The 24910-nt window shown below is 71.1% G+C and carries 29 protein-coding genes; 10 read left to right on the forward strand and 19 right to left on the reverse strand.

What is annotated here, in order from left to right; translation table 11 throughout:
• Positions 1–59: 59 nt before the first annotated feature.
• From ACE7GA_RS15930 to ACE7GA_RS15945, 4 genes are all read right to left on the reverse strand, one after another.
• A complete protein-coding gene (locus ACE7GA_RS15930) occupies positions 60–536 on the reverse strand; it encodes a hypothetical protein (protein ID WP_376088334.1) in 477 nt (158 codons plus the stop codon).
• 5 nt (positions 537–541) lie between these two features.
• Positions 542–1528, reverse strand: a complete 987-nt coding sequence (moaA, locus tag ACE7GA_RS15935) for a GTP 3',8-cyclase MoaA (RefSeq protein ID WP_376088337.1) — start codon at positions 1526–1528, stop codon at positions 542–544.
• A 91-nt stretch (positions 1529–1619) separates the two neighbouring features.
• Complete coding sequence (locus ACE7GA_RS15940) at positions 1620–2375, reverse strand: sulfite exporter TauE/SafE family protein (protein WP_376088340.1); 756 nt, start codon at positions 2373–2375, stop codon at positions 1620–1622.
• The gene (locus ACE7GA_RS15945) at positions 2372–2566 is read right to left on the reverse strand and encodes a DUF3553 domain-containing protein (protein WP_376088343.1); all 195 of its coding nucleotides are present in this window, start codon (positions 2564–2566) and stop codon (positions 2372–2374) included. Before ACE7GA_RS15945 ends, ACE7GA_RS15940 begins: the two co-directional genes overlap by 4 nt.
• Positions 2567–2744: 178 nt before the next feature.
• Here ACE7GA_RS15945 and ACE7GA_RS15950 point away from each other — a divergent pair, with 178 nt between their 5' ends.
• Positions 2745–3335: a histidine phosphotransferase family protein gene (locus ACE7GA_RS15950; protein WP_376088346.1), complete on the forward strand. Its 591-nt coding sequence runs from the start codon at positions 2745–2747 to the stop codon at positions 3333–3335.
• A 29-nt stretch (positions 3336–3364) separates the two neighbouring features.
• On the opposite strand, the gene ctrA is transcribed toward ACE7GA_RS15950, so the two are convergent.
• Positions 3365–4084, reverse strand: coding sequence for a response regulator transcription factor CtrA (gene ctrA, locus ACE7GA_RS15955; protein WP_376088350.1), 720 nt, complete (start codon positions 4082–4084; stop codon positions 3365–3367).
• Positions 4085–4224: 140 nt separating this feature from the next.
• On the opposite strand from ctrA, the gene ACE7GA_RS15960 reads away from it, so the two are divergent.
• The 3 genes from ACE7GA_RS15960 to ACE7GA_RS15970 all read left to right on the forward strand — a co-directional run bounded on the left by ACE7GA_RS15960 (position 4225) and on the right by ACE7GA_RS15970 (position 7181).
• The gene (locus tag ACE7GA_RS15960) at positions 4225–5538 is read left to right on the forward strand and encodes a FliI/YscN family ATPase (protein ID WP_376088353.1); all 1314 of its coding nucleotides are present in this window, start codon (positions 4225–4227) and stop codon (positions 5536–5538) included.
• Between the two features lie 2 nt (positions 5539–5540).
• Entirely contained in the window at positions 5541–5978 is a 438-nt protein-coding gene (locus ACE7GA_RS15965; protein ID WP_376088356.1) for a hypothetical protein, read from the forward strand.
• Positions 5979–6506: 528 nt separating this feature from the next.
• Entirely contained in the window at positions 6507–7181 is a 675-nt protein-coding gene (locus ACE7GA_RS15970) for a TetR/AcrR family transcriptional regulator (RefSeq protein WP_376088359.1), read from the forward strand.
• On the opposite strand, the gene ACE7GA_RS15975 is transcribed toward ACE7GA_RS15970, so the two are convergent.
• Positions 7171–8214 carry a Gfo/Idh/MocA family protein gene (locus tag ACE7GA_RS15975; protein WP_376088362.1) on the reverse strand — a complete coding sequence of 348 codons (1044 nt, stop codon included), beginning with the start codon at positions 8212–8214 and terminating at the stop codon, positions 7171–7173. The genes ACE7GA_RS15970 and ACE7GA_RS15975 overlap by 11 nt on opposite strands.
• 162 nt (positions 8215–8376) lie before the next feature.
• Between ACE7GA_RS15975 and ACE7GA_RS15980 the strand changes: the two genes are divergently transcribed.
• The gene (locus ACE7GA_RS15980; RefSeq protein ID WP_376088365.1) at positions 8377–9354 is read left to right on the forward strand and encodes a Bug family tripartite tricarboxylate transporter substrate binding protein; all 978 of its coding nucleotides are present in this window, start codon (positions 8377–8379) and stop codon (positions 9352–9354) included.
• Between the two features lie 45 nt (positions 9355–9399).
• On the opposite strand, the gene hppD is transcribed toward ACE7GA_RS15980, so the two are convergent.
• Positions 9400–10509 (reverse strand): 4-hydroxyphenylpyruvate dioxygenase, encoded by a 1110-nt coding sequence (gene hppD / locus ACE7GA_RS15985; RefSeq protein WP_376088368.1) that lies wholly within the window; start codon positions 10507–10509, stop codon positions 9400–9402.
• 37 nt (positions 10510–10546) lie between these two features.
• On the reverse strand, positions 10547–11410 hold the full coding sequence (gene phhA / locus ACE7GA_RS15990) for a phenylalanine 4-monooxygenase (protein WP_376088371.1): 864 nt from the start codon (positions 11408–11410) through the stop codon (positions 10547–10549).
• Positions 11411–11534: 124 nt separating this feature from the next.
• Between phhA and ACE7GA_RS15995 the strand changes: the two genes are divergently transcribed.
• The 4 genes from ACE7GA_RS15995 (at position 11535) to ACE7GA_RS16010 (ending at position 15261) form a co-directional block, all read left to right on the forward strand.
• A complete protein-coding gene (locus ACE7GA_RS15995) occupies positions 11535–12008 on the forward strand; it encodes an Lrp/AsnC family transcriptional regulator (protein WP_376088374.1) in 474 nt (157 codons plus the stop codon).
• A 175-nt stretch (positions 12009–12183) separates the two neighbouring features.
• Positions 12184–13278 carry an FkbM family methyltransferase gene (locus ACE7GA_RS16000; protein ID WP_376088377.1) on the forward strand — a complete coding sequence of 365 codons (1095 nt, stop codon included), beginning with the start codon at positions 12184–12186 and terminating at the stop codon, positions 13276–13278.
• A gap of 70 nt (positions 13279–13348) precedes the next feature.
• On the forward strand, positions 13349–14239 hold the full coding sequence (mmsB, locus tag ACE7GA_RS16005) for a 3-hydroxyisobutyrate dehydrogenase (RefSeq protein WP_376088380.1): 891 nt from the start codon (positions 13349–13351) through the stop codon (positions 14237–14239).
• A gap of 44 nt (positions 14240–14283) precedes the next feature.
• The gene (locus ACE7GA_RS16010; RefSeq protein ID WP_376088384.1) at positions 14284–15261 is read left to right on the forward strand and encodes a dienelactone hydrolase family protein; all 978 of its coding nucleotides are present in this window, start codon (positions 14284–14286) and stop codon (positions 15259–15261) included.
• A gap of 69 nt (positions 15262–15330) precedes the next feature.
• Here ACE7GA_RS16010 and ACE7GA_RS16015 read toward each other — a convergent pair whose 3' ends face one another.
• The 11 genes from ACE7GA_RS16015 to ACE7GA_RS16065 form a co-directional block, all read right to left on the reverse strand.
• Positions 15331–16218 carry a lipid A biosynthesis lauroyl acyltransferase gene (locus tag ACE7GA_RS16015; RefSeq protein WP_376088387.1) on the reverse strand — a complete coding sequence of 296 codons (888 nt, stop codon included), beginning with the start codon at positions 16216–16218 and terminating at the stop codon, positions 15331–15333.
• A gap of 17 nt (positions 16219–16235) precedes the next feature.
• Positions 16236–17297, reverse strand: a complete 1062-nt coding sequence (locus ACE7GA_RS16020; RefSeq protein WP_376088390.1) for a zinc-binding dehydrogenase — start codon at positions 17295–17297, stop codon at positions 16236–16238.
• A complete protein-coding gene (locus ACE7GA_RS16025) occupies positions 17294–18547 on the reverse strand; it encodes a beta-ketoacyl-ACP synthase (protein ID WP_376088393.1) in 1254 nt (417 codons plus the stop codon). The genes ACE7GA_RS16020 and ACE7GA_RS16025 overlap by 4 nt, the downstream gene beginning before the upstream one ends.
• A 5-nt stretch (positions 18548–18552) precedes the next feature.
• Complete coding sequence (locus ACE7GA_RS16030) at positions 18553–18849, reverse strand: hypothetical protein (RefSeq protein ID WP_376088396.1); 297 nt, start codon at positions 18847–18849, stop codon at positions 18553–18555.
• An 11-nt stretch (positions 18850–18860) separates the two neighbouring features.
• A complete protein-coding gene (locus tag ACE7GA_RS16035) occupies positions 18861–19706 on the reverse strand; it encodes a beta-ketoacyl-ACP synthase (protein ID WP_376088399.1) in 846 nt (281 codons plus the stop codon).
• Positions 19703–20164, reverse strand: coding sequence for a 3-hydroxyacyl-ACP dehydratase FabZ family protein (locus ACE7GA_RS16040; RefSeq protein ID WP_376088402.1), 462 nt, complete (start codon positions 20162–20164; stop codon positions 19703–19705). The genes ACE7GA_RS16035 and ACE7GA_RS16040 overlap by 4 nt, the downstream gene beginning before the upstream one ends.
• A 13-nt stretch (positions 20165–20177) precedes the next feature.
• A complete protein-coding gene (locus ACE7GA_RS16045; protein ID WP_376088405.1) occupies positions 20178–20498 on the reverse strand; it encodes an acyl carrier protein in 321 nt (106 codons plus the stop codon).
• Positions 20499–20653: 155 nt separating this feature from the next.
• Positions 20654–21373 (reverse strand): ABC transporter permease, encoded by a 720-nt coding sequence (locus tag ACE7GA_RS16050; RefSeq protein WP_376088408.1) that lies wholly within the window; start codon positions 21371–21373, stop codon positions 20654–20656.
• Positions 21370–22290 carry an ATP-binding cassette domain-containing protein gene (locus ACE7GA_RS16055; protein ID WP_376088411.1) on the reverse strand — a complete coding sequence of 307 codons (921 nt, stop codon included), beginning with the start codon at positions 22288–22290 and terminating at the stop codon, positions 21370–21372. The genes ACE7GA_RS16050 and ACE7GA_RS16055 overlap by 4 nt, the downstream gene beginning before the upstream one ends.
• Before the next feature lie 76 nt (positions 22291–22366).
• The gene (locus tag ACE7GA_RS16060) at positions 22367–23386 is read right to left on the reverse strand and encodes an ABC transporter permease subunit (protein WP_376088414.1); all 1020 of its coding nucleotides are present in this window, start codon (positions 23384–23386) and stop codon (positions 22367–22369) included.
• 35 nt (positions 23387–23421) lie between these two features.
• Positions 23422–24345, reverse strand: coding sequence for an ABC transporter substrate-binding protein (locus ACE7GA_RS16065; RefSeq protein ID WP_376088417.1), 924 nt, complete (start codon positions 24343–24345; stop codon positions 23422–23424).
• 174 nt (positions 24346–24519) lie between these two features.
• On the opposite strand from ACE7GA_RS16065, the gene ACE7GA_RS16070 reads away from it, so the two are divergent.
• A complete protein-coding gene (locus tag ACE7GA_RS16070; RefSeq protein WP_376088420.1) occupies positions 24520–24909 on the forward strand; it encodes a Crp/Fnr family transcriptional regulator in 390 nt (129 codons plus the stop codon).
• The last annotated feature ends 1 nt before the right edge of the window (position 24910 follow it).

Genomic DNA, 24910 nt, shown 5'->3' on the forward strand with positions numbered 1-24910 from the left:
GCCCCGCGTCATCGGGCGCGAGCTGGTGCGGCCCGATCAACCGCATGAGGACGGCCCGGTCACTGGGCGAAGCAGAGCGCCGATGCGTCCTGACGCGCCGGGAAGCGGGGCCAGATCGCCCCGTCCAGGCTAACGGCGGGGTTGACCCAGCCTCGGCTCCGTCCGCCGCGGCTCACGCCCCGATTCCGGCCAGGCGGCCGCCGGCGGAATCGGTGGCGTCGCGCGCAGGGAGCGGTCGTCGCGCGGACCGGCTTCCCCCTTTGGAGTGCCGGCGGCGGCTCCCAGTGATCGTCCGACACGGTCATGCGCCGCGGCGCCGCAGGTTCCGGCAGCCGCAGGGCGAGCGACCGGATCTCGGCCTGGATCTCGTCCAGCTGCACCTCCAGCGCGTCCAGCCGCGACTTCACGCCGAACACGGAAAAGGGCATGGCGAGGAAAGCCACGACCATGAGCAGGAGGAGGAGCAGGACCACGAGGCCGCTCCACTCCGGCAGGCCGGGGACGGCAAGGCGGGTCGTCAGGTCCGCGAGATTCACGTCCGTCAGCCCCCGGTGACGCTCATGTGGCGCGACACGGCCGGGCCGGCGTTCCGTCCGATGACGAAGTCATGGCCGCGCGGCTTGCGCGAGATGGCAGAGAGGATGGCGTCGCGCAGCCCCACGTCACCCAGTTCCGGATCACGCAGGGGCGCCCGCAGGTCCGCCGCGTCCTCCTGCCCGAGGCACATGTAGAGCGTGCCCGTGCAGGTCAGGCGCACGCGGTTGCAGGATTCACAGAAATTGTGGGTCATCGGCGTGATGACGCCGAGCCGCTGGCCCGTTTCCGCCACGTCGTAGTAGCGTGCCGGCCCGCCAGTCGCGTGCGCACTCGGCGTCAGGGTCCAACGCCGCGAGAGGTCGCGCCTGACCTCGGACAGCGGGAGGTAGTAGTCGGTCCGGTCGGCGCTGATCTCGCCCATCGGCATCGTCTCGATGAGCGTGAGGTCGAAGCCGTACTGGCCGCACCAGGCGAGCAGGCGATCGTATTCCCCGTCGTTCACGCCCCTTAGTGCGACCGCGTTGATCTTCACCTGTAGCCCCGCCGCCTTCGCGGCGAAGATGCCGTCGAGCGTCTGTTCCAGCTTCCCCCAGCGCGTCACGGCGGTGAAGGTCGCGGGATCCAGCGTGTCCATGGACACGTTGATGCGCCGCACGCCGGCCGCGAAGAGGTCGTCCGCCATCTTCGCGAGCTGGCTGCCGTTGGTCGTGACGGTCAGTTCCTTCAGGCCGTCGCCGATGCGCGCGCCGAGCGAGCGGAAGAGGGAGAGCACGCCGCGCCGCACCAGCGGCTCCCCGCCGGTCAGCCGGATGCGCTCCACGCCGAGCGACACGAAGGCACCGCAGAGGCGGTCGATCTCCTCCAGCGTGAGGACCTTCGCCTTCGGCAGGAAAGTCATGTCCTCGGCCATGCAATAGGTGCAGCGGAGGTCGCAACGATCGGTCACCGAGACCCGGAGGTAGGAGATCCGTCGGCCGAACGGATCGAGCATGGATGGGGGCACTCCAGGGGCGCGCACCGGCGTCAGGGCCGCCGCGCCTCCCGCCGATTTGGGCGGGCAGGCGGGGGTTCCGCAAGCCCCGTCAGGCCAGCGCGGCGACAAGGCCTGCGGCGACGAGCGCCCCGAAGGCGAAGCGCCTGTACCAGCGGACCGGAATGACGTGGAACAGCGAGGCGCCGATCCGGACCGTGACGACCATCACGGGCAGCAGGATCAGCGTGCGGAGAAGCGTCGCGATGCCGATCAGCCCGGCCCAGAGCGGCGGGATCACCGCGACGATCCCGATCAACCCGAAGAAGAGGATGAGATTGGCGCGATGCCGCTTCGCCTCCTCCGGCCCCGACAGGAGGTACAGGATGACCGGCGGCCCGGACATGCCGGTAGCGCCCTTCATCAGTCCCGAGACCCCGCCGATCGCGAGGTTGAGCGGGAGCGGCCGTGCTCCGTGGTAGCGCCATGGCGACATCAGGGCGAGGCCGAAGGTCAGCACGAGCACGCCGATGGAACGCCGGAGCGTCTCCCCGTCCGCATGGATGAGCACCCAGGCACCGATCGGCGTCCCGATCACCGCCGCGAGGCCGATCGGGAGGATCACGCGGCGGTCGGCTTCTTTCAGGGCCTTCGGCAAGAGCTGGGCGGAGACGACCAGCTCCATCAGCAGCATGATCGGCACCCCGGTCCTCGGGTCCCAGAGGGTTGAGAAGACCGGAGCGAGAAGGATGGCGGTGCCGAACCCCGCATAGCCCCGCATCATGCCAGCGATCCCCGTGGCAAGCGCTGCCAGGAGCAGGAGCGGGTCACCGAAGGTCTGGAGAACGGGGCCCGAGAGGTCCGTCACGTCCCGGACACCCCGACGATCTCGAGCGGAGCGGCCGCCGCGTTGACGAGCACCTTCCCCGCATTCTCGAAGTTGACGGTCACCCGGCTTCCGATGACCGATTGAACCTGCCCGAGCCCCCAATCCGGACGTCCGGGGTGACGGACATACTGGCCCGGCTCGAACTCGGATGGGTCGTGGGAAAGGGGCATTCCGTCCTGCCGTCCGCGCGCCGCCAGGATGGGCCTTCCTACCCCTGGCCGGAAGGGTCGCCGGGCGTCAGGCTGCGTTGCGCGCAACGTCGAAACCTCCTCGTCCCGCGGGGAAGGGCTCCTTCACCGGTGCCGGGGAAGGGAAACGGCGCGGACTGACCTGCCTGGGAGAGGCCTGATGACCACCCTGACGCTGCTGGAGGACGCCTGTGGGCGCGTCTGCCACGACCTCAGCACGCCGCTCGCCGGCATGATGGCGGCGCTCGACTACCTTGGCGCCGACGCCGCGGGCGAGGCGGCCGCGGTGCTCCGCGAGGGTGCGGCGGCCCTGCAAGCAAGGCTCCGCCTTTGGCGCACCGTCGCCGGCGGCGGGGGCGAGCCGATGGACGGACCCATGCTGGCCGCGCTTCTCGACGGCGCCTGGTCGGGCGGCCGCGTTCTCGCCGAAGCCTCGGGGCTGGCCGCCGTCGTGCCGGTCGCGATGGCTCGCGCCGTCCTCCTCGGCGCGATGATCGCGGCGGAGGCGCTGCCACGGGGCGGGGAGGTGCGGATCGCCGGCGACGCGCGCCAGGCAGCGATCCTGCCCGATGGGCGCGGCGCTGCCTGGCCGGCCTCCCTCACGGCAAGCCTGTCGGGCCAGGACGTCGGGGGTTCCCGGCACGTCCTGCCCACGTTGCTTGTCGCGTTGACGGGGGCCACGGGCATCCGTCCCGCGCTCGCGCTCGGCGCGGGCTCCGCACCTGGCCCCCTGATCCTGTCCGCCACTTGACTGCGTGACGACCGCTGGTCGCGTCCCCGTCAGGCCGCGGCCAGGGCCTGGTGCTGGGGCGCGAGCCGGACCGCGGACGGAGGCTCCCGCAGGACATAGCCGCGGCCCCAGACCGTGCCGATGAGTTCGTCGCAGCCCGCCTGCAACAGCTTCTTTCGGAGCTTGCAGATGAACACGTCGATGATCTTCGCCTCCGGCTCGTCCATGCCGCCGTACAGGTGGTTCAGGAAGGCTTCCTTCGTCAGCACCATGCCCTTGCGCAGGGCCAGCAGTTCGAGGATCGCGTATTCCTTGCCCGTCAGGTGCACCGGGCGCCCCGCCACGGTCGCCTCCCGCGCGCCCAGGTCTAGCGTGAGGCGCCCGATGCAAACGCTCGGGTGCGAGATGCCCTTGGAGCGGCGGACGATGGCCCCGATCCGAGCGACCAGTTCCGCGCTGTCGAATGGCTTCATGAGGAAGTCGTCTGCCCCGAGGCCGAAACCCTTCACCTTCGCCCCGGGCTTCGAGAGCCCGGAGAGGATCAGGACGGGCGTGCTGCAACGGGCGGCGCGCAACCGCCGGACGACCTCATACCCCTCCATGTCCGGCAGTATCAGGTCCAGGACGAGGATGTCGTAGTCGTAGAGGCGCGCCAGCTCCAGCGCCTCCTCCCCGGTGTCGGCCGTCTCGACGATCATCCCCTGAGCCTTCAGGACCAGGGAGATGCCTCGGGCGGCGTTGAGGTCGTCTTCAATCAGAAGGACACGCATCGGCTCTTCCTCACACGTGATGCGTGTATTTAGACAACCGTTACGCGAGTTGTGAAGCGGTTTTTTACACCTATCGCGCGAAAAAGTGAGGCATGCAGTGCTCTCTTTCCCCTCCCGGCCACTCCGAACGCGCCTCCCGAATGCGGACGGCAGCAGGATGCCTGGGCAATATCAGCCTGTTAACAAGATCGGCCCGGGTGCATGCAGTGCAACCACAGGTGGTAACGCTGCGCGGTACCCGCGGATTCGTTCAGCTCGCCTCCCGTATCATGATGAGAGAAAGTTTAATGCATGGGGACGGTGGCGAAGTTATAGCGGTGGATGGTGATGCGGCGACGGTCGCCTGGGGTTCTGCTTCCGCTCCCGGCGTGGGTGCGATGGTCCGCATCGCCGACCAATCGCCCTTGCGGCCCGGACCCGGCTGGCTCGGCCGCATCCTGGACCCCGCCGGCCGACCGCTCGACGGGCGGCCTCCGCCACAACCGGGCCGGTACGCGCGGCCGTTGCAGGCCTCCCCGCCGCCGCCCGGACTTCGCGCCCGGCTGGGACCGCGCATCAGCCTCGGCGTCCGGGCTCTCGATGCCTTCACGACGTGCCGGGAAGGGCAGCGCCTCGGCCTCTTCGCGGCGTCCGGCGTCGGGAAGTCGAGCCTGCTGTCGATGCTCGCCCGCGCCCCCGGCTTCGACGTCACGGTCGTCGGCCTCGTCGGGGAACGTGGCCGGGAGCTCCGCGAATTCGTGGAGGACGACCTCGGCCGTGAGGGCATGGCGCGGAGCGTGGTCATCTGCGCCACCTCCGACGCTTCCGCTCTGGAACGCCGGAACGCCGCGCTCGCCGCCACGACGGTGGCCGAGTCCTTCCGGGACGAAGGACGGCGGGTCCTCCTCCTGATCGACAGCATCACCCGCTTCGCCCTCGCCCTGCGCGAACTCGGCCTCGCCGCGGGCGAGCCGCCGGCAACCCGGGGGTATCCGCCCAGCGTCTTCGCCAGCCTTCCCCGCCTCCTCGAACGCGCGGGGCCCGGGCCCGAGGGCCGTCCGGGATCCATCACGGCCGTGCTGACGGTGCTGGTCGAAGGCGACGACCATGACGAGCCAGTGGCGGACGCGGTCCGCGGCATCCTCGACGGCCACGTGGTCCTCGATCGGCGGATCGGAGAGGGCGGCCGGTACCCGGCGGTGGACGTGCTCCGGAGCCTGTCGCGAACGGTCCCCAGCTGCCTCATGCCGCCTGAGCGTAGCCTAGCGCTCCAGGCCCGGGCGCTGCTCGCGACCCATGCCGAGGTCGCCGACCTCGTGCGGCTCGGTGCCTACCGGCCAGGCAGCGACCCCGCCGTGGATGACGCGGTGCGGTTGCAGCCGCGGATCGAAGCGGTGCTGCGGCAGGACAAGCACGAGGACTCGGGCGGGGTTGAGGGCGCCTTCGCCGCACTCGCCGCTGCGCTCGACGGATAGGGATGCGGCGGGACCCGCTCGCGGCGCTCGCCCGGATGCGGGCGGCCGAGACGCTCCTCGCCCGGCGCGCTCTGTCCGGCGCGGCATCGTCGCTCGCGGGCGCCGAGGCAGCAGTCGCGGGAACAGTAGCGGCCCTGCGCGCCGAGGCTCAGCTTCGGGCCGAAGGCCCTGCCGATCCGGCCTTCCCGGACTGGGTGCGGCGCGCGCTGGCCGAGCGGGACGCCGCGGCGCGGCAGGCCGACGCGGCAGCGGCCGCCGTCGCGTCCGCCCGCGCGGAGGTGGCTGCCGCCCGGGCTGCGGAACGCCTCGTGGAGACCGCACTCCTGCGCCGGGCTGCGGAGGAACGGCGGGACGCGATGCGCCGAGAGTCCGTCCGGCTCGGTGATCTGCGTCCCCGCATCAGGAAGGCCCCGTCGCCCGCCGTTCCGTCCGCCGATTAAGCTCGGGGAAGGGCAGGGGAGCGCTATACAGCGGCATCCGTCGTCCAGGCCGGCGATCACCCAGGGCGGCCACCTTCCGGCCGCCCCAAGGCCGCCGAGATCGGCCCCTCCCGGTCCGGCTGCCCTCGTGAGCGGTGCGGCAGTTCTCGGCACGGTCTACGAGTGCAGGGTGGCTCCGCACGATCCGCCGCTGACCGAGGTCGGGCCCGGCACCCCCATGGGCAAGATGCTTAGCCGCTACTGGCACCCGGTCGGCAAGGCCGAGGACGCGGGCGCCATGCCCCGGGCCGTCCGGGCGCCCGGCGAGGAACTGCCGTCGCCTCCTCGCCGGACGAACTGGCGACAATCCAGGCCCGCGACACGTCACGCTGGGCCGGACTCATCCGCGAGGCCGGAGCACGCGTCGAGTAGGCCGGGGCGGTCACGGATGACGAAAGCCCGTCACCGCGCATCCTCGGGCCGCGACTGACACGGCCGCATTGCCGCTGCGGGACGACATCGCACCAGCACCCGCGATAGGATCGGCCGATGGACGCGCTGGACAGCACGCAGGAACGTCGCGAACCCGATCCACCGCGCCGGCCCCGCGACCCCGGGGCGACGCGCCAGAACATCCTCGACGTCGCGACGGAAGAGTTCGCGGAACACGGGCTGGCGGGCGCACGGGTCGAGGCGATCGCGGCGCGGACGCGAACGACCGTTCGGATGATCTACTATTACTTCCGGTCCAAGGAGGGCCTCTACTGCGCCGCCCTGGAACGGGCCTATACGGCCATGCGCGCCGCCGAACGCGGCCTCGGCCTCGACGCCCTCCCGCCCGAGGAGGCGATCGCCCGGCTCGTTCGGTTCGTCTTCGATTATCATGAGGCGAATCTGGCCTTCAATCGGCTCGTCTCGATCGAGAACATCCACCGTGCCGGCCATCTGTCGGGATCGCGGGACATGGCCGCGGTGAATGCGACGGTCATCGAAACGCTGGAGGGCATCCTGGCCCGCGGCCGCGCGGCCGGCGTGTTCAGGGCGGATGCGGACGCCCTATCCGTCCACCTGCTGATCACGGCTTTCCCGTTCTTTCGGGTCGCGAATCGCCATACGCTCGGCGTGCTCTTCGGGCGGGATCCGCTCGATCCGACCCTGCGGGAGGCGCAGCGGCGAATGAGCGTCGAGGCGGTGCTGGGATACCTTCGCGCGGTCAGGGATTGACCGGGCGGCCCGATGCGGCGGACCGGGCGATGGCGAGGGTTGCCCGCAGAGTCGCCAGCCCCTCCGTCCCGTCGGGATAGGGCGCTGCCTCCCCGCGCACCACCCGGATGAAATGATCCATCTGCGACGTCAGCGGGTCCGTAGCCGGCGCGACGCGCCGCTCGCGCAACAACGGCGAGAACCAGGAGCGCGCCTCACCATGCGACCAGAGCTCGAGTCGCGGAACGGAGAGGGAGGCGTCCGTTCCCGCGACGACGTAGCAGGCCTCGTCCGTGCGGGGGTAGGCCGCATTCTCGCCTGCCGTCATCTCCCACGACCAGGGCGCGGCCGCGGCGTCGGACGCGGCGAGCGTGGCCAGCGCACCCGAGCGGAATCGCAGGAGCGCCCCGACCGTGTCTTCGACGTCGAAGCCGCGGGCGCGGTTGGTCGTCACGGCCTGCACCTCCTCCACTTCCCCGAGCAGGGTGCGCAGGTCGTCCACCACATGGACGAGGTTGATGAGGACCAGCCCTCCCCCGGCCCGCCGGCGCCAGGACCCTGCGCCCTCGAAGTAGTCGTCGGGCTTCCTGAAAAGGCAGAGCGCGTTCGCGGCGGTGATGCGGCCGAGACGGCCGGACGCGACGATCTCCCGCGCGCCCCGCAAGGCGCCGGAGTGGCGGCGGTGATGCCCGACCTGGAGGGCGATGCGACGCTGCGCCGCGACCTCGACGAGGCGCTCCGCCCCGGGTGCATCCTCGGCCAGAGGCTTCTCGACGAGGCAGGGGAGCCCGGCTTCCAGCGCCGTCATCACGTCCGTGACGTGTTGCCGGTTGGGCGTGGCCACGACCACGCCGTCCACCGGCGCCGCGCGGAGCAGGGAAGCGAGGTCCGGTGCGTGCGGCGCGCCCGCCAACGCGGCCAGCCCGGCCGCGTCGGCAGCGGGGTCGGCGATCCCGGCCAGGGTGGCGTTTGGCGACGCCTCGATCCGGGCCAGATGCGCTCGGCCGATCAACCCCGCCCCTACGACGGCGATCCGGACAGGTGTCGGGCGCAAGGGGTTCTCCAAAGGTCGGTGTTTGTCAGGGCTAGGTTGTGCCAACCTTCCCGTCTGCCGGGCGGAGCGCGAGCGGGCTACACGCCCCGTGCTTGCCCCCCGAATGTAGTAAACGCTTAATGCGCGAGCGGGCGTCTCGTCGTCCAGCGGAGGAAACGCATCATGGTCCATCTCATCACGCGGCGTCTCATGGGTGGTGCCGTCCTCGGCGCGACGGCCCTCGCCCGCGCGGCCACGGCGCAGGAACGCTACCCCACCCGCGCCGTCACCGTGATCGTCCCCTACGCACCGGGTGGCTCAACCGACTTCACGGCGCGGCTGCTGGCGCAGGGACTGTCCGGCGAACTCGGGCAGCAATTCGTCATCGACAACCGCGCCGGCGCCGTCGGCACGATCGGCACCAACGCAGTCGCCCGTGCGCGGCCCGATGGCTACACGCTGCTCGTCATGCCCAACACGAACTACGCGATGGTGCCGCACATGATGCGGCTGCCCTACGAGACGAACATGCTCACGCCCGTGTCGCTGCTGGCCACGAACGGCCAGTTCCTCTGCGTCTCGCCGCAGACCCGCGCGAACACGCTCGGGGAGTTCGTCGCCCTGGCGAAGGCGCAGCCGGGGCGACTGACCTATTCCTCCTCCGGCGCGGGCTCCTCCGCGCACCTCGCGGCGGAGCTGTTCATCGCCCAGGCCGGGCTCGACCTGACGCACGTCCCCTATCGTGGTGGCGCGCCGGCGGCCCAGGCGCTGCTGACGAACGAGGTGCAGATGTCCATGGTGGACGCCGTCACGGCGCTGCCCTTCATCCAGGCGAACCAAGTGAGGGCGCTGGCGTTCACGGGTGCGGAGCGGTCGCGCCAGGCGCCGACCGTTCCGACGGTGGGCGAAGGCGGCCTGCAGGGCTTCACCTCCTCCACAGATTTCGCCCTGTTCGCCCCGGCCGGCACGCCCACGGAGGTGCTGAACCGCCTGGCCGAGGCCTCGAAGAAGGTCATGACTTCCAGCGAGGCGCGAGGGCGAATGGAGCCGCTTGCGATCGAGCCCGTCGGCAGCACGCCGCAGGAGTTCGTGGCCTACAACGAACGCGAGAACGCGAAGTGGCGCGGCGTGATCACCAGCCGCAACATCCGGCTGGACTGAAGGAAGCACGCCCGGCCGGCTGAACAGCGGCCGGGCGTTGACGCGCTACTCGGCCGCGGGCTCCAGCACGCCGCGGCGGATCTGGTCGAGCTCGATCGACTCGAACAGCGCGCGGAAGTTACCCTCGCCGAAACCCTGGTCACCTTCGCGCTGGATCAGCTCGAAGAAGATCGGGCCGATGACCGTGCCCGTAAAGATCTGCAGCAGGCGCCCGCCTTCCGGCGTCGGCGCGCCGTCGGTCAGGATGCGGTTCCTCGCGAGCCGCGCGACCTTCTCCGGTGTCAGGTCGGCCATCCGGCGCGGCAGCAGCTCGTAGTAGGTGTCCGGCGTGTCCATGAACTGGATGCCCGACGCGCGCATGCCCTCGACGCTCGCGAAGATGTCGGTCGTACCGAGCGCGATGTGCTGGATGCCCTCGCCGTTGTAGGCGCGCAGGTATTCCTCGATCTGCGACCTGTCATCGCTGCTTTCGTTGATCGGGATGCGGATCTGACCGCAGGGCGACGTCAGGGCCCGGGACTTCAGGCCGGTCAACTTGCCCTCGATGTCGAAGTAGCGGATCTCGCGGAAGTTGAAGAGCTTCTCATAGAATTGCCACCACACGTCCATGCGGCCGCGATGCACGTTGTGCGTCAGGTGGTCGATGACGGTCAGGCCCTGGCCGCTGGGCTTCGGGTTGGGGTGGCCCTCCCACACGAAATCCACGTCGTAGATGCTGCCCTTCGGCCCGTAGCGGTCCACAAGGTAGAGCAGCGACCCGCCGATCCCCTCGATTGCCGGGATGTTCAGCTCCATCGGCCCGACCTTGCCCGTGACGGACTTGGCGCCGAGCGAGATCGCGCGCTCATAGGCCTTCGCCGCATCCGCCACGCGGAACGCCATGGCGCAGGCGCAGGGGCCGTGCACCTTCTGGAAGGCCTGCGCGAAGGAGTCCGGCTCCGCGTTCAGGATGAAGTTGACGTCGCCCTGCCGCCACAGCGTCACCGCCTTCGACCGATGCCGCGCGACGCGCGCGAATCCCATCTCGGCGAAGAGCCGCTCCAGCGCTTGCAGGTCCGGGCCGGTGAACTCGACGAACTCGAACCCGTCCGTTCCCATCGGATTCTCGGGCGAGATCAGGCCGGCATAGGCGGTCTTGTCGGGCGGGATGTCCATGGGCGTCAGGCCTTCCTTGGGTGGGCGTCCGGGAACGTCAGCGGTGGGGCGTGTCGGCGGGATCGGAACCGCCGGGCGCGATGGTCGGCGCCCGGACCGCTGCGTCGAGCATGGCCGGCGCGGTCCGGATGGCGTCGAACAACTCGGCGTAGTCGCGAATGACGAAGTATGTGGGCTGCAGGTCGTCGATCCGGTAGGTGGAGCGGAGCACGCGTCCCATGTCGAAAACCAACCGCGCGGGTTCGCCGTCCACCGCGTGCAGCGTCTCGGCGCGGGAGGAGAGGATGCCCGCGCCATATGCGCGCAGCCCGTCCGCCTGCTGGATCAGCCCGAACTCCACCATGAACCAGTAGAAGCGGGCGAGCGGGGCGAGCTGCCCCTTCCGCTCGGCCTCCAGCCCGAGATGCCCATAGGCCTCCAGGAAGCGCGCATAGGCCGGGTCGGTCAGCAGCGGAACGTGGCCGAGGAAGTCGTGGAAGATGTCGGGCTCGACAATGTAGTCCAGTTCCTCGGGACGACGGATCCAGTGCGTCACCGGGAACTTCCGCTGCGCAAGGAGGGCGAAGAACTGCGCGTCGGGAATCAGCCCGGGGGCAGGGACGATGGACCATCCCGTCGCGCCGCCGAGGATGCGCGAGGCCTTGGCGAAGTCCGGCGCCGCGTCGTCGCAATCCAGCCGGTCCAGCCCCGCGAGCCACGCCGTCGCGGCACGGCCCGGGAAGATCGCGCGCTGCCGCTGAACCAGCGTCCGCCAGGTCGCGTGGTCCGCCTCGGAGAAGCAGACGGCGTCGGCCGGCAGCGTCCCGTCGGGCAGCGCCCGGGCGTAGTTGCCGCGCAGCCCCTGGGGCAAGGAAGCGGTGCCGAGGATCCCCTCGGGCGGGGTGGCCGTCATGCCGTCCATCAACCGTCTCCTGATGTCTCGCCCGTCAACGCAGAGGATAGGCGTGACGTTCGGGTGAAAAGCGGCAAAGATGGGCGCGACAACCCGCCGGCTTAGCGAAAGCTTGGGCTGTGGAGCCCTGATCTTGGCGAAAGACACTCCGATCCTGGATGCCACGGACCGGCGAATCCTGCGTGCCCTGCAGCGGGACGGTCGCCTGCCAATCGTCGCGTTGGCCGAGAAGGTCGGCCTCTCCCCCACACCCTGCCAGCGACGCGTGAAGCGGCTTGAGGATGGCGGGATCATCAGCCGCTATGCCGCCGTGCTGGACCCGTCGCGCGTCGGCCTGCCGATCCAGGCCTTCGTCATGGTGGCACTCCAATCCCATGCCGAGGACGTGGTCGCCGGCTTCCACAAGGCCCTCTCCGCCCGCCCGGAGGTCCTGGCCGCCTACGCGATGAGCGGCGAGATGGACTACCTCCTCCACATCCTTGCGCCGGACTTCGAAGGCTACGCTGAGTTCGCCTTGAAGGCGCTCCTGCGCATGCCCGGGGTGAAGGAGACGCGGTCATCCTTCGTGCTCACGGCGCTCAAGCCGCCCGGCGACGTGCCGGTGTGATGCGCGGGTTTGTCGGGCCGGCCTGTCGGACCGGCGCCGCACTGGACAGGAGCGGCGTGATGCGGGCACATCGAACGGAGCCCGTCCGTCCGCCGCAGGTCGGAGGCAGGCGCCGGCTGCGACCGTAGCCACCGCGTGACGGCCGTGAGCGCCGGGGTCCGAAGGAGTGCTGCGCATGTCAGTGGTGGTCGGCGCCCAGCGTCTGGTGCAGCGGATCGAGGCATTGGACGAGAGCGTCGGGCAGCGCTTGACGGCTCTGGAACGGGCCATCGACGATGTCCGCCATCGGAGCGGGGCCGCGCAGTCCGAAGCCCGCGAGCAGATCGGTACCCTGGCGAGAGACGTCCGGGGCGTCCTAGAGCGCCAAGCCCCCGTCGCGAACCTTTCGGCACAGGTGGCGGAACTGAAGGCCGAGTTGAATCAGGTCGCCCGGCGGCAGGAGGAAATCCTCGCCTACCTCGCGGCGCGCCTGAATACGCTCGTGGGGGCGCACTCCATCTACCTCGGCGACCACGTGGCGCTCACCTTCCTCGATGACGGACAGCGGATCTACGTCGACACACGTGACGTCGGCATTTCCTCGCACCTGCTGTCCTATGGACGGTGGGAACCGCAATACGTGTCCCTGTTCCGCCGCCTCGTGCGCCCGGGTGCGCGGGTGCTGGATCTCGGGGCCAATCAGGGCGTCTACACGCTTATCGCTGCGTCGGCCTCCGCGCCAGGAGGCGAGGTGCATGCGTTCGAAGCGAACCCCCATCTGGCGCAGCTGACTACGCGTTCCGTGCAGATCAACGGACACGGTGCCCGCGCCCACGTACACGCCTTGGCGGTGGGCGAGGCGGAAGGCGTCGCCCACCTGTCCTTCGACGATGCCTGGTCCGGGGGCGGCTCCGTCCGGGACGCTGGAGGCGGTGGTACGACGGCCTGCCGGGTCGTGGCTCTCGACGACGTCTTTGCTGATGGTTCCTTCACGGTTGACGTGATCAAGATGGACGTGGAGGGAAGCGAGGGCCGGGCGCTCCGCGGCATGCGGCAGTTGCTGACCCGCTCGGTCGGCGTCGTCATGATGATCGAGTTCGCCCCCGAGATGCTGGCGGGGATGGGAACGCCGGCGCCGGACGTGACCGCGCTTCTCGCAGGTCTCGGTTTCCGGGCCTGGACGATCCGTGACGACGCGACCCTGGAGGTGGCATCGTGGAGCGACCTTGCCGCGCTTCGGGAAGGAGTCCGGAATATCCTCGTCTCCCGACACGATCCTTTCCCAGGCTAGACCACCGGTGCTGCTCGCCGGATGATGCCGATGCGTCGGTTCGGCAGAGTGGAGAGGACAAGGACGGATCATGACGACCATCGGTTTCGTCGGCCTCGGCAACATGGGTGCACCCATGGCGAGGAACCTCCTCAAGGCCGGGCACGTGATCGCCGTGTACGACGTTTCGACCGATGCGATGGAGCGGCTTGAAGGCGTGCGCATGGCGACGTCCGCAGCCGACGCCGCGCGCGGTGCGGCATTCGTCGTGACCATGCTGCCGGCGGGCCGGCACGTGCGCGAGGCGGTTCTCGGCCCAAGCGGGGTTGCGGGCGCCACCGACACCGGAACCATCCTGATCGACTGCTCTACCATCGACGTCGCGACCGCACGCGAAATCGCGGCCGGCGCCGGCCGGCCTTTCCTGGACGCCCCGGTGTCGGGCGGCGTGATGGGTGCCGAAGCCGGCACCCTCACCTTCATGGTCGGCGGCCCGGCGGACGCCTTCGCGTGCGCGGAGCCGATCCTGCGCTGCATGGGCAAGACCGTCGTCCATTGCGGCGACGCCGGTGCGGGCCAGGCGGCGAAGGCCTGCAACAACATGCTCCTCGCGATCTCGATGATCGGCACCTGCGAGGCCTTCGTCCTTGCCGAGAAGCTCGGCCTCTCGCACGAAGCCCTCTTCGACGTCGCGTCGAAGTCGTCGGGCCAGTGCTGGTCGCTCACGACGTACTGCCCGGTGCCTGGCCCGGTCCCCGGCTCCCCCGCCAACCGCGACTACAAGCCGGGCTTCACGGCGGAACTGATGGTGAAGGACCTCGGCCTGGCGCAGGAAGCCGCAACGGCGAACGGCGCGTCGACGCCGATGGGCGCGCGGGCCCTGGAACTCTATCGCGACTTCCTGGCGCAGGGCGGGGAGGGGAGCGACTTCTCCGGCATCATCCGCCTGCTGCGCGGAGGCGTGAACGGGGCGGGCGATTGACCCCACCGGGCGGCGGGCGGAGCCTGGCCGCGGAGGAAACGCCCATGAACCGCCGCCTGACCATGCTGGGCGCCGTGCTCGGCGCCGTCGTCTGTTTCGGGGCTGCCGCGCAGACACCCGAACGGCCACCCAGCCGGATCGAGGTCCTGCCGATCAGCAGCACGACCCTGACCGGCGAGGAGTTCCTCCGCGGGTCCTCGGGCCGGGAGGCCCTCCTCGGTGGTGAGCTCCGCCTTCCGCCCAGCGCGACCGGCCGGGTCCCCGCGGTCATCCTGGTCCACGGTTCCGGCGGCATCTCCGGTTCCGCCGACCTCTGGGCGCGCGAGCTGAACAGCGTGGGCGTCGCCGCCTTCATCCTCGACACCTTCTCAGGCCGCGGCATCGTCTCGACGGTGGAGGACCAGGACCAGCTCCACTCCCTCGCCATGATGGTAGATGCCTACCGGGCCCTCGACCGGCTGGCCGACCACCCGCGGATACGTGCCGATCGCATTGCCGTGATGGGCTTCTCGAAGGGCGCGGTGGCCTCGATCTACTCGGCGAGCGAGCGGTTCCGCCGCATGCACGGCAATCCCGAACGCCGCTTCGCCGCCCATATCGGCCTCTACACGCCCTGCAACGTCCGCTACCTAGCCGACGCGCAGGTCACGGGCGCACCGATGCGCTTCCACCACGGCGTCGTCGACGACTACGTCTCGATCGCGCCGTGCCGCGAATACGTCGCGCGCCTGCGAGCGGCGGGCGTGGATGCCACGCTGGACGAATACCCGAACGGCCAGCACGGCTTCGACAGCCCGCTCTCCGCCCGGCTCGTCCCCGTGCCCACGGCACAGAGCACCAGGAACTGCCGCCTCGAGGAAGGGGAGGGTGGCATCATCCGCGTCGCGGGAACGAGCGAAACCTTTTCCCAGCGTGGTTCGGCCTGCGTCGCCGTGGGTGCGCATGTGGGCCACGACCCGGAGGGCGAGGCCGCCGTCAAGGCTTCGGTGAAGCGGTTCCTCCAGGAAGTCCTTCTGCGGTAAGTGCGGCTGCCGCCAGCAAACCCTTCGGTCGTGTCGTGGCCGATCGCCCCGGCGGCATCCCGACCAGACTCACCGCCAGCGACGGTGCATCCAAAGCCACTGCCCCGGGTGTTCCCGGATCCATCCCGCGATCACGTCGTTGATGGCCTGCGTCGCGGCGGGGACGTCGACGAGCCCCTCCGCGTCGCGCGGCAAGGCCAGCGGCGCTGTCAGTTCCATCCGGAACCGGCTGGACCGTCCCAGGCGGATCGCGCGGCAGCCCCGCACCTCGCAGTCGTGCCGCCGCCCGAGGTTCGCGAGCAGCGGGTTCGCCTGCGCCGGCCTGCCGAGGAAGTTCACCGTCGGTCCCCGCCCGAAGCGCTGGTCCACGATCATCCCGACGACCGCACCGCGGTCCAGCGCCTTCGCCAGCCGCGTCGGCGCCATGATCCCGGCGGGGATCAACTCCCCCATCATCTCACGCCGCAGGGCCAGGATGGCTTCCGCCACCGGCTTCGCGTTCGGCGTCCGATAGAGCACCGCGGCCTTCAGGCCGTGCTTTGCCGCGGCGACGGCAGGCAACTCCCAGTTCGCCAGGTGCGCCGCGAAGACGAGCGTCGGTCGCGGGTTGTCGCGCAGGTCCAGGAAGCCGGCGAGCGTGGCATCGTCAACCTGGATGTTCTCGCCCGGCGCCCGCGCCTCCGTCAGGTTCCAGATGCGGTCCATGTGCACGTATTCGCATGCGGTCCGGCCCAGATTGTCCCAGGCCTCCTCCGCCACGTCGCGGTGCCAAGCCGCGTCGCGGTCGGGGAAGGCAGCCGCGATGTTCTCCATCGCGATCCGATGCGCCTTCGTCAGCGGCCCGAGCCGCCTAGCGAGCGAGGCGCCCAGCGCCGGTCCGCGTTCCGGCCCGAGCGCCCGCAGCGTGGCGAAGCCGGAGCGCGTGAGCGCGCCGAGGATCGGATCCGCCGCGCTCATCGCCCCGCCCTCCGGCGCTAGATCGTGACAACGATCTTGCCGAAGACCCGCCGGCTCTCCAGCCGGTCCAGGCCGTCCGCGAAGCGATCCAGCGGGATCACGCGATCCAGCACCGGCGTCATCCCGCCCGCCATCTTCGCGAGCCCGTCCGCGACGTTCCGCATGGACGCCCCGAAGGATCCGAAGATCCGCAGTTGCCGCTGGAAGATCATCATCAGGTTCGTCTCGGCCGAGACGCCGGAGGTCGAACCGCAGGTCACGAGACGCCCGCCCATCCGGAGCGACAGCAGCGACCCGGCCCAGGTCGTGGCGCCCACGTGCTCGAACACAACGTCCACCCCGCGCTTGTCCGTGACCCGCCGTGCGACGGAGGCGAAATTCTTCTCCGAATAGTTCACGACGTGGTCGGCGCCGAGCTCCTTCGCCTTCTCGCATTTCTCGTCATCGCCGGCGGTCGCGACGACGGTGCAGCCCAGCGCCTTCGCCTGCTTGATCGCGACGGTGCCGATGCCCGATCCGGCGGCCTGAATGAGGATGACTTCGCCCGGCTGAAGCCGCGCATTGTCGAAGAGCATGTGCTCGACGGTCGAGAACGTGACGGCCGCGCAGGCCGCGTCCTCCGTGCCCACCGCGTCCGGCACGCGCACCATCAGCCGCGCCTTCTGGTTCACGTATTCCCGCGCGAAGCCGTCGAGGTGGAAGCCCATCACCCCCGAGACGTTCTCGCAGAGATTGTCGCGCCCGTCGCGGCATGCCGGGCACACGCCGCAGGTCTGCGCGCCGTACGGCGCGACCCGGTCGCCGATCATCCAGCCCTCGACGCCGTCGCCCAGCGCCACGATCTCGCCCACGGCTTCCACGCCGACGCAGATCGGCAGCTTGCGCTGGGCGAAGGCCATGCCACGCCAGCCCCAGACGTCGATATGGTTCAGCGCGATCGCGTGCATCCGCAGGCGGACCTCGCCCGGCGCGGGCGGCGGCGGTTCCGCAACGTCTTCCAGCCGAAGATCACGGTCGCCATGCAGGCGCAGCGCCCGCATCAGGCGCGCGGAGACGGGCGGGGCGGCAAGTTCGTTCACCGCGGCTCCCCCGACAGCACCAGGCAGACATTCTGCCCGCCGAAGCCGAAGGAGTTGGACAGCACGTGCCGAACATCCGCGTCGCGCGCGACGTTCGGCACGACGTCGAGCGTGATGTTCGGATCCGGATCCTCGTAGTTGATCGTCGGCGGCAGTCGCCCGTCGCGGATCGCCAGCAGTGAGAACGCGGCCTCCAGCGCCCCCGCGGCGGAGAGCGTATGCCCGATCATCGACTTGTTCGAGGAAATCGGCGGTGCCGCATCGCCGAATACGGCGCGCATGCCGAAATTCTCCATCTTGTCGTTCTCCGGCGTACCGGTGCCGTGGCCGTTGACATAGGAGATCTGCCCTGGCTCCAGCCCCGCATCGGCGAGCGCGTTCCGCATTGCCCCGACGATGGCGCGGCCGTCCGGGTTGGACCGGGTGCGGTGGAAGGAATCCGCCCGCTCCCCGCAGCCTGACACCAGCCCGATGATCGTCGCCCCGCGTGCCCGCGCCGCGTCGTAATCCTCGAGCACCAGCGCCGCCGCGCCCTCCGCCATCACGAAGCCGTCGCGTGACTTCTCGAAGGGCCGCGCCGCCTTGGACGGATCGTCGTTGCGCGTGGACAGCGCCGACAACAGCGAGAAGCGGATCAGCGCCTCCGGATGCACCGAGGCGTCGGCGCCGACCGCGATGCAGGCGTCGCATTCACCGCGTTGGATCGCCTCGACACCCAACTGGATCGCGGAGGCTCCCGTCGCGCAGGCCGTTGTCAGCGAGATCGGTGCCCCGCGCGTGCCGAAGCGCGCCGACAGCCGCTCGCCGACCCCGCCGAAGAAGAAGGTCTCGTAGATCTCCGGCCCCGCCGCCTCGACGAGGTGTCCGTAGGTCGTGCCGCCACCGCGGCGGGCCAGGTCGAAGCGGTTCGGCCACTCCACCTCGACGGGCGGCATGCCCAGGAAGAGCGGGCCGGGAAAGGTCCCGTTGCCCCCGATCCCCGCGCCGGACATCGCCTCCTCCATCGCGAAGGCGGCCATCCGCTCCACCCGCTCGGGCGATGTGATGACCTCGCCCGCTGTTTCGCCCGGCAGGTCCACCGTGCCGGCGATCGTCGTCTTCAGGTGGTCGGTCGGAAAGCGCGCGATGCGCCGGATGCCCGACTCCCCCGCCAGCAGGCGGCGCCAGTTCTCCTCCCGACCGAAGCCGAGCGAGGTGACGGCGCCGATGCCCGTCACGGCGACGAGCGGACGTTCCAGGTGGTCGCGCATGGGGTTCACTCCGCGCGGGACAGTTGGGCCAGCGCCTCCCCCCGCCACTGGCCGAAGGCCGTGACGAGGATGCGGTCAGGTATGGACATGGTGCGGGAATCCGCCGGGTCCATCGGCCCGAAGAACCCGCCCCGGGACAGCGCGAGCGCGGCCAATGCCACATGGGTCGGGAACGCCCCCTCGACCCCGTGGCCGAGCAGCGAGGCCGGACGCCGGACCGCCGCGTCGAGATCCCGGAGGAAGGCTTCCTCCTCCTCACGCGCGCCGGGATGGCCGGACATGCCGGAGAGGACCGCCTGCACTCCGCCCGGCGCTACTTTCGGCAGCAGGTCGCGCGCGGCCGCTGCGGCTTCCCCCGCGCCGTCCGGTGCGTCGCGTTGGACGCGACAGCGTCAAGCCGCGCCAGGATCCGCGCCCCGCGTGCCCGCGCATGCGCCTCGGTTTCCAGCACGAGGAACCCGGCCATGCCGCCGAGGATCATCCCATCCCGTTGCGACAGCGGCGCCCAGGGCCCGCGATGCAGCCCTTCGTGTCCCTTATAGAGGAGAATCATGTCCCAGCGCTGCGCCGTGAAGGCGCCGCCGACGAGCGCGATGTCGCCACGCCCTTCGGAGATCCGCGCCAGCGCGATCCGCAGCGCGTCCGCCGCCGCGGATTCCTCGCCCATGAAGGTGCGCGACGATCCAGTCACGCCGTGCACGATGGAGATGTTGCCCGCGACGAGGTTCGAGAGTTGCGCCAGGAACAGCGTGGGCCGCAGCCCCGTTGCCAGCAGCTCGTTCAACCGCGCGCCGTCATTGGCGCCGGTCAGCTCCGCCGCGACCTGCTCGTCCAGCGCGACGTCGCGCTCGCCGCCGCCGGCGGCCACGATCAGGTGCATGTTCTCGACCAGCCCACGCGCACCGGCATCGTCGATCGCAAGACCCGCTGCGTAGGTCCCCAGCCGCTGCCAGGGCTCCATCTGCCGCTGGTCACCCTTCTTCGGGATCTGGGCGTCGAGGTTCAGCGCGGGAAGCGGATGCACCGTCCACGGCGCGAAGGACGCCTCATCCGTCAACGGCACCGCGCCGGCCGATAGCGCGTTCCAATGCGCGTCCGGTCCCTCGCCGAGCGAGGAGACGATCCCGATCCCGGTGACGACGACGGACTGCTTCTTCATGCCGCGACGAAACCAGGAAGCGCGATCTGCACGGCGCGGGCGCGCATCGCGGCCTCCAGCTCCGGCGCGGGGAAAGGCATGGTGCGCAACAGGATCTCGGCATCGGCAATGCGTTTCCCCGCACTCTCGATCCGCCCCTGCGTCGCGACGTAGCCTGATCCCTCATGCGTCAGCCGCGACGTCACGGTCAGCGGCGCCCCGGGTCCGACGAAGGATCGGAACTTCGCCTCCTTCACCGACATCAGGAAGGGCATCGCCGCAAATCCATTGGTTGCCAGCACGAGCCAGCCCCCCGTCTGCGCCATCGTCTCGACCATCAGCACCCCGGGAACGAGCGGGTGACCTGGGAAATGCCCCTCGAAGACCGGGGACGTGTCGGGCACGCGGCTTTCCACCGTGATCGCGTCGCCCTCAAGCGACACGACCCGGTCCACCATCTGGAAGTATTCGAGGAGCACGCGGGGTCGGGGCTCAGCTCGCCTTGGCGGCGACGAGTTCCCCGATGCGCGCGGCGAGGTTCTTCATGACGAAGTAGTGCTCCGCCGGCTGCTCGCCGGCGTTCACCTCCTGCGTCCACTTCTCCACCGGCACCTTGATCCCGAAGGCCTTGTCGATCGCGAAGACGATGTCGAGGAAGTCCAGGCTGTCGATGCCCAGGTCCTCGGTCACGTGGCTGTCGGGCATGATCTTGTCCCGCGCCACCTCGGAGTTGGCGGCGATGATGTCCGCGACGCGGTCGAAGATCGGGCCGTTCGCCCCGGCATCAACGGAAGAAGGGCCGGTTTCGGCCATGGAGGAGGCTCCTGCGGGCGAGGGGCGGCCCCGTTGCCGGGTCGGACGGGGAGCCGCCCACGGGGCGCGTCCGGCCGGGCGGGGTCGGCCAGGGGTTCTGGAAAGACGCGGGTGATTGCCCCGGATGGGCGGTGAAGTCCAGGGGCAGGGGTCGCTCAGGCCCCCGCTTCCCGCCCCGCCCCGATCAGCCCGAGCGCGCGGTCCACCAGCAGCGCGAGCCAGGCCGTGAACAGCGCGCCCTGCAGGACGTAGGCTGGATTGCCATTCGCGAGCCCGAGGATGATGGGCGACCCGAGGCACCGCGCCCCCGCCACCGCCCCGATCGCGGCGGTCGCGACCGACAGGGCCGCCGCAACCCGCAGCCCCGATAGGATGACCGGCGCGGCCAGGGGCAGTTCGACTTCCTGCAGCCGACGCCAGGGCCCCATGCCTAAGCCCCGCGCCGCCTCCGCGACATCCGGCGGGATGGCGGCCAGCCCCGCCGCCGTCGCCCGCAGCATCGGCAGCGCGGCGTAGAGCGCGAGGGCTAGGAGCGTCGGGGCGGCCCCGAAGCCCAGGACCGGCAGGGACAGCGCGATCACCGCGACAGGCGGCACCGCCTGTGCCAGGGCGAACACCCCGTCCAGGGCCGATCGCGCTTCCGGCCGCCGCGCCGCCGCGATGCCCGCCCCGATGCCCAGCACCGCCGCGACCCCCATCGCCCCGCAGGCCAGGGCGAGGTGGTTGCCGAGGAGGACGAACCAGGGCTCCGCCACGTAGGCCGGACGCGCCACCTCCGGGAACAGCGCGTGCCAGAGCGGTTCCAGCCGCGGCGCGGCCCAGAGCGCCAACAGGAATACCCCGGCCTCGGCCGTCAGCAGCCCCGCCCGCCTCACGGCAGGTCCAGCAGGTCAGCCAGCCGCACGGTCCGGGACGGATCGCCGTCCAGCGCAACGCGATCCCGCCCAACAGCGAGCATCAGCATCAGCGCGTCCCGCGCGCTCGCGCCCGTCGCCAGGGCCGGCCCGTCGTCCGACTTGTCCGGCCGTGCCAGCACCGCCGCCGGGTGGAGGGCCAGCCGGTGGAAGGCCAGCGTCTCCGCGCCGAACAGCGCGCGGACGGGGCCCGGGGCGTCCCGGCCCAGCACCTCCAGCGGCCGCCCGGCCGCGACCAGCTGCCCCCGGTCCATCACCGCCAGGAGGTCGGCGAGGACGAGCGCCTCCTCCACGTCGTGCGTCACAAGCAGGATCGTCTTGCCGGTCGCGGCGTGGATGCGCCGCAGCTCCGCCTGCATGGTTCGCCGCGTCGCGGGGTCCAGCGCCGAAAAGGGCTCGTCCATCAGCAGGACAGGCGGGTCGGCAGCCAGCGCGCGAGCCAGCCCCACCCGCTGCGCCTGCCCGCCGGACAGGGTTCCTGGCATCCGGTGCCGGAACGCCCCGGGCTCCAGCCCAACCAGGTCCAGAAGCGCATCCACCCGCGCCGCGACCCGCGCCGCATCCCAGCGCAGGAGCCGCGGCACCGTCGCGATGTTGGCCGCGACGTCGCGATGCGGGAACAGCCCCACGGACTGGATGACGTAGCCGATGCCCCGCCTCAGGGCATCCGGGTTGCGGGTGGCGACATCCGTGCCGCCCAGCAGCACGCGCCCGGCGGTCGGCTCGACGAGGCGATTGACCATCCGCAAGAGCGTCGTCTTCCCCGACCCGCTCTCGCCCAGCAGCACGCAGAGGCCGCCAGCCGGGACGTCGAACGTCACGTCGAGCACGGCATCCAGTCCGTCGTAGCGCCGGGACACGCCTTCGAAGCGGATCACGTGGCAGACCGATCGCCGCCGATCAGTGCATCGGCCGCCAGCGAAAGCCCGAGTACCGGCAGCACTCCCAGCAGGATCAGGTCCCCCGCCAATTGCCCGATCCCCTGGAAGACGAGCGTCCCGAGCCCGCCCGCCCCGACCAGCGCGGCCAGCGTCGCCAGCCCGATCGCCTGCACCGCCGCCAGCCGCAGCGCGCCCGCAGCACCGGCGCGCCGAGCGGCATCCGGACCCGCAGCAGCACCTGCCGCTCCGACAACCCCTGCCCCCGCGCCGCGTCCAGCAGCGGCGCCGGCGCCGCGCGCAGCCCCGACAGCGTGCCGCGTGCCAGCGGCAGGACCAGGTAGGCCGCGATCCCGATCACCGCGGGCGCCGGCCCGATCCCGCCGAAGCCGATCGCCCGCAGCGCGGGAACCGCGTTCGCCAGCGCGGCCAGCGGCGCGATCAGCAGCCCGAACAGCGCGAGCGACGGCACCACCTGCACGGCCGTCGCGGCGCCGAGGAGCGAGCCTTCCAGCCGCGGCCGCCACAGGGCCCGCAGCGAAAGCGGCAGGGCCACCAGCAACGCCAGCGCCAGCGCGCCGCCGGAGATCGCGAGGTGCGTGACGACGGCCGCCGCGACCTCGCCTGCGCGCCCCTGCGCCTCCCGCGCAAGCGACAGGGCCGAAAGCCAACCGCCCGCGCCGATCACGACCACGCCCGCCAGGGCCACCAGCAACGGCCGCGCCGGCGAAGCCCCGGACCGCCCGGCCGCCATCGTCGCGGCGAGGCAAAGCAGCAACACCGCGCCCCATGCCCCCGCCGTCGGCGAGGCGCGCGCAAGCGCCCCGGCATCCGCCGTCGCATGACCTGCCCCCAGCCCCGCCGCGAGGACCAATGCACCGATCCCGACGGCCGCCGCACCCTCCGCGATGGATGGCCGCAGGGGACGGAGCGCGGCGAAGGCGACCAGCGCGCAGGAGATCAGGAAGGCCCCCGCCGCTGCCATCACCCCCGGATCGGCGGGCAACGCCACCGCGCGCGCGCTGAGCAGCCGGTTCGGCGCGACGGCGATCCAGCCGAGCGCGAGGGGCGCCACCCCGGCCCCGAAGGCGAGCACGGCAAGCGCCGGGCTCGCCGCGGCACGAGGCCCCGTCAGGCCAGGCCCAGCCCGCGCAGGTGCTCGCGCGCCACCTCCGCCACCGGCCGCCCTTCCACCACGATCCGCGCGTTCAGCGCCTGCAGCCGCGTCAGGCTGAGCGAGTCGAAGACAGGCGCCATCCACTCCGCCAGCCCCGGCGTGGCGCGCGCGATGGCACCCCGCACGCAGGCGGCCGGCTCATACACGATCTGCGCGCCCTTCGTGTCCTCGAGCACCCGCAGGTCCAGCGCGGCGATCGCCCCGTCCGTGCCGTAGACCATCGCCGCGTTCACGCCGTTCAGCCGCTCCGCCGCCGCGCGCATCGTCACCGCCGTATCGCCCCCCGCCAGCACCAGCAGCCGCTCCGGCGAAAGAGTAAACCCATAGGTCCGCTGGAAGGAGGGCAGCGCCGCCGGGCTCTCCACGAACTCCGCCGAGGCCGCGAGCTTGAAAGCCCCGTTCGCCGCGATGTGCCGGGCCAGGTCCTCCATCGTCCGCAGGTTCGCACTGCCCGCCAGGTCCGCCCGCACCGCGATGGCCCAGGTGTTGTTCGCCGGCGCCGGCTTCAGCCAGACGACGTCGTTCCGCTCCGCGTCAAGCGTCCGTACCTTCTCGTAGGCCGTGTCGCCGCGCCGCCAAGCCGGGTCCGTGTCCATCTGGAAGAAGAACGCCCCATTGCCCGTGTATTCGGGGTAGAGGTCCACCTCCCCGGCCAGGATCGCCCGTCGCACCACCGCCGTCGGTCCCAGTTGCAAGCGCGCCTGAACCGGCACCCCGCGCCGCTGCAGCACCTGCAGCATCATCTGCCCGATCAGCGCCCCCTCCGTGTCCAGTTTGGACGCCACGACGACCGGGCGTCCCGTTTGTGCGCGGGCGGGGAAGGCCACCGGCGCGGCGAGGGCGGTCCGGATCAGGGCGCGGCGGGGCAGGGGGGCCATGTGCAGTTCCGTCAAAGGGGCGGCGGACAGCGTAGCCCCGAACCGTCCTCACGCGCGAATTCCGGGTTCGCCCTCCCCACCCGGCCAAGCGCACGGAACCGTCACGCATGAGACGATGGCGGCGCTGGGCAGCGTCGCGCTACGCCTTCGTCCCAGGCTTTGGAGAGACGCGGCATGGGCGAGACGACGAGCGGCGCGGCGCGCCCGGGCAACCGGGACCACCAGGCCTTCCCGACCCTGACCCCCGAGCAGATCGACCGCCTCCGTCCCTTCGGCGAGATCCGCCGTTGGCCCGACGGCGCGCTGATGTTCGAGGCCGGCGTCACCGGCCCCGGCATGTTCGTGGTCCTCTCCGGCTCCTGCGCCGTGACCCGCCGCGACGGCCTCGGCGGCGACGTCCCCGTCGTGACCCAGGGCCTGGGACACTTCCTCGCCGAGGTCGGGCAACTCTCCGGCAAGCCCGCCCTCGTGGACGGCCGCGCCATTGGGGACGTCGAGGCGCTCCTCCTCCCCCCGAGGGCCTCCGCGCAGCGATCGTCGCCGACGCCGCCCTCGGCGAGTTGAT

It is taken from the genome of Roseomonas sp. CCTCC AB2023176, from assembly GCF_042259275.1.
Lineage (GTDB): Bacteria > Pseudomonadota > Alphaproteobacteria > Acetobacterales > Acetobacteraceae > Roseomonas.

Excerpts from the sequence above, each read along its gene's own strand:
- moaA (WP_376088337.1), bottom strand. The coding sequence starts at position 1,528 with ATGCTCGATCCGTTCGGCCGACGGATCTCCTACCTCCGGGTCTCGGTG.
- ACE7GA_RS15945 (WP_376088343.1), bottom strand. The coding sequence starts at position 2,566 with ATGCCCCTTTCCCACGACCCATCCGAGTTCGAGCCGGGCCAGTATGTC.
- ACE7GA_RS15950 (WP_376088346.1), top strand. The coding sequence starts at position 2,745 with ATGACCACCCTGACGCTGCTGGAGGACGCCTGTGGGCGCGTCTGCCAC.
- ctrA (WP_376088350.1), bottom strand. The coding sequence starts at position 4,084 with ATGCGTGTCCTTCTGATTGAAGACGACCTCAACGCCGCCCGAGGCATC.
- ACE7GA_RS15960 (WP_376088353.1), top strand. The coding sequence starts at position 4,225 with ATGCGGACGGCAGCAGGATGCCTGGGCAATATCAGCCTGTTAACAAGA.
- ACE7GA_RS15965 (WP_376088356.1), top strand. The coding sequence starts at position 5,541 with ATGCGGCGGGACCCGCTCGCGGCGCTCGCCCGGATGCGGGCGGCCGAG.
- ACE7GA_RS15970 (WP_376088359.1), top strand. The coding sequence starts at position 6,507 with ATGGACGCGCTGGACAGCACGCAGGAACGTCGCGAACCCGATCCACCG.
- ACE7GA_RS15980 (WP_376088365.1), top strand. The coding sequence starts at position 8,377 with ATGGTCCATCTCATCACGCGGCGTCTCATGGGTGGTGCCGTCCTCGGC.
- hppD (WP_376088368.1), bottom strand. The coding sequence starts at position 10,509 with ATGGACATCCCGCCCGACAAGACCGCCTATGCCGGCCTGATCTCGCCC.
- phhA (WP_376088371.1), bottom strand. The coding sequence starts at position 11,410 with ATGGACGGCATGACGGCCACCCCGCCCGAGGGGATCCTCGGCACCGCT.
- ACE7GA_RS16000 (WP_376088377.1), top strand. The coding sequence starts at position 12,184 with ATGTCAGTGGTGGTCGGCGCCCAGCGTCTGGTGCAGCGGATCGAGGCA.
- mmsB (WP_376088380.1), top strand. The coding sequence starts at position 13,349 with ATGACGACCATCGGTTTCGTCGGCCTCGGCAACATGGGTGCACCCATG.
- ACE7GA_RS16010 (WP_376088384.1), top strand. The coding sequence starts at position 14,284 with ATGAACCGCCGCCTGACCATGCTGGGCGCCGTGCTCGGCGCCGTCGTC.
- ACE7GA_RS16015 (WP_376088387.1), bottom strand. The coding sequence starts at position 16,218 with ATGAGCGCGGCGGATCCGATCCTCGGCGCGCTCACGCGCTCCGGCTTC.
- ACE7GA_RS16025 (WP_376088393.1), bottom strand. The coding sequence starts at position 18,547 with ATGCGCGACCACCTGGAACGTCCGCTCGTCGCCGTGACGGGCATCGGC.
- ACE7GA_RS16035 (WP_376088399.1), bottom strand. The coding sequence starts at position 19,706 with ATGAAGAAGCAGTCCGTCGTCGTCACCGGGATCGGGATCGTCTCCTCG.
- ACE7GA_RS16045 (WP_376088405.1), bottom strand. The coding sequence starts at position 20,498 with ATGGCCGAAACCGGCCCTTCTTCCGTTGATGCCGGGGCGAACGGCCCG.
- ACE7GA_RS16065 (WP_376088417.1), bottom strand. The coding sequence starts at position 24,345 with ATGGCCCCCCTGCCCCGCCGCGCCCTGATCCGGACCGCCCTCGCCGCG.
- ACE7GA_RS16070 (WP_376088420.1), top strand. The coding sequence starts at position 24,520 with ATGGGCGAGACGACGAGCGGCGCGGCGCGCCCGGGCAACCGGGACCAC.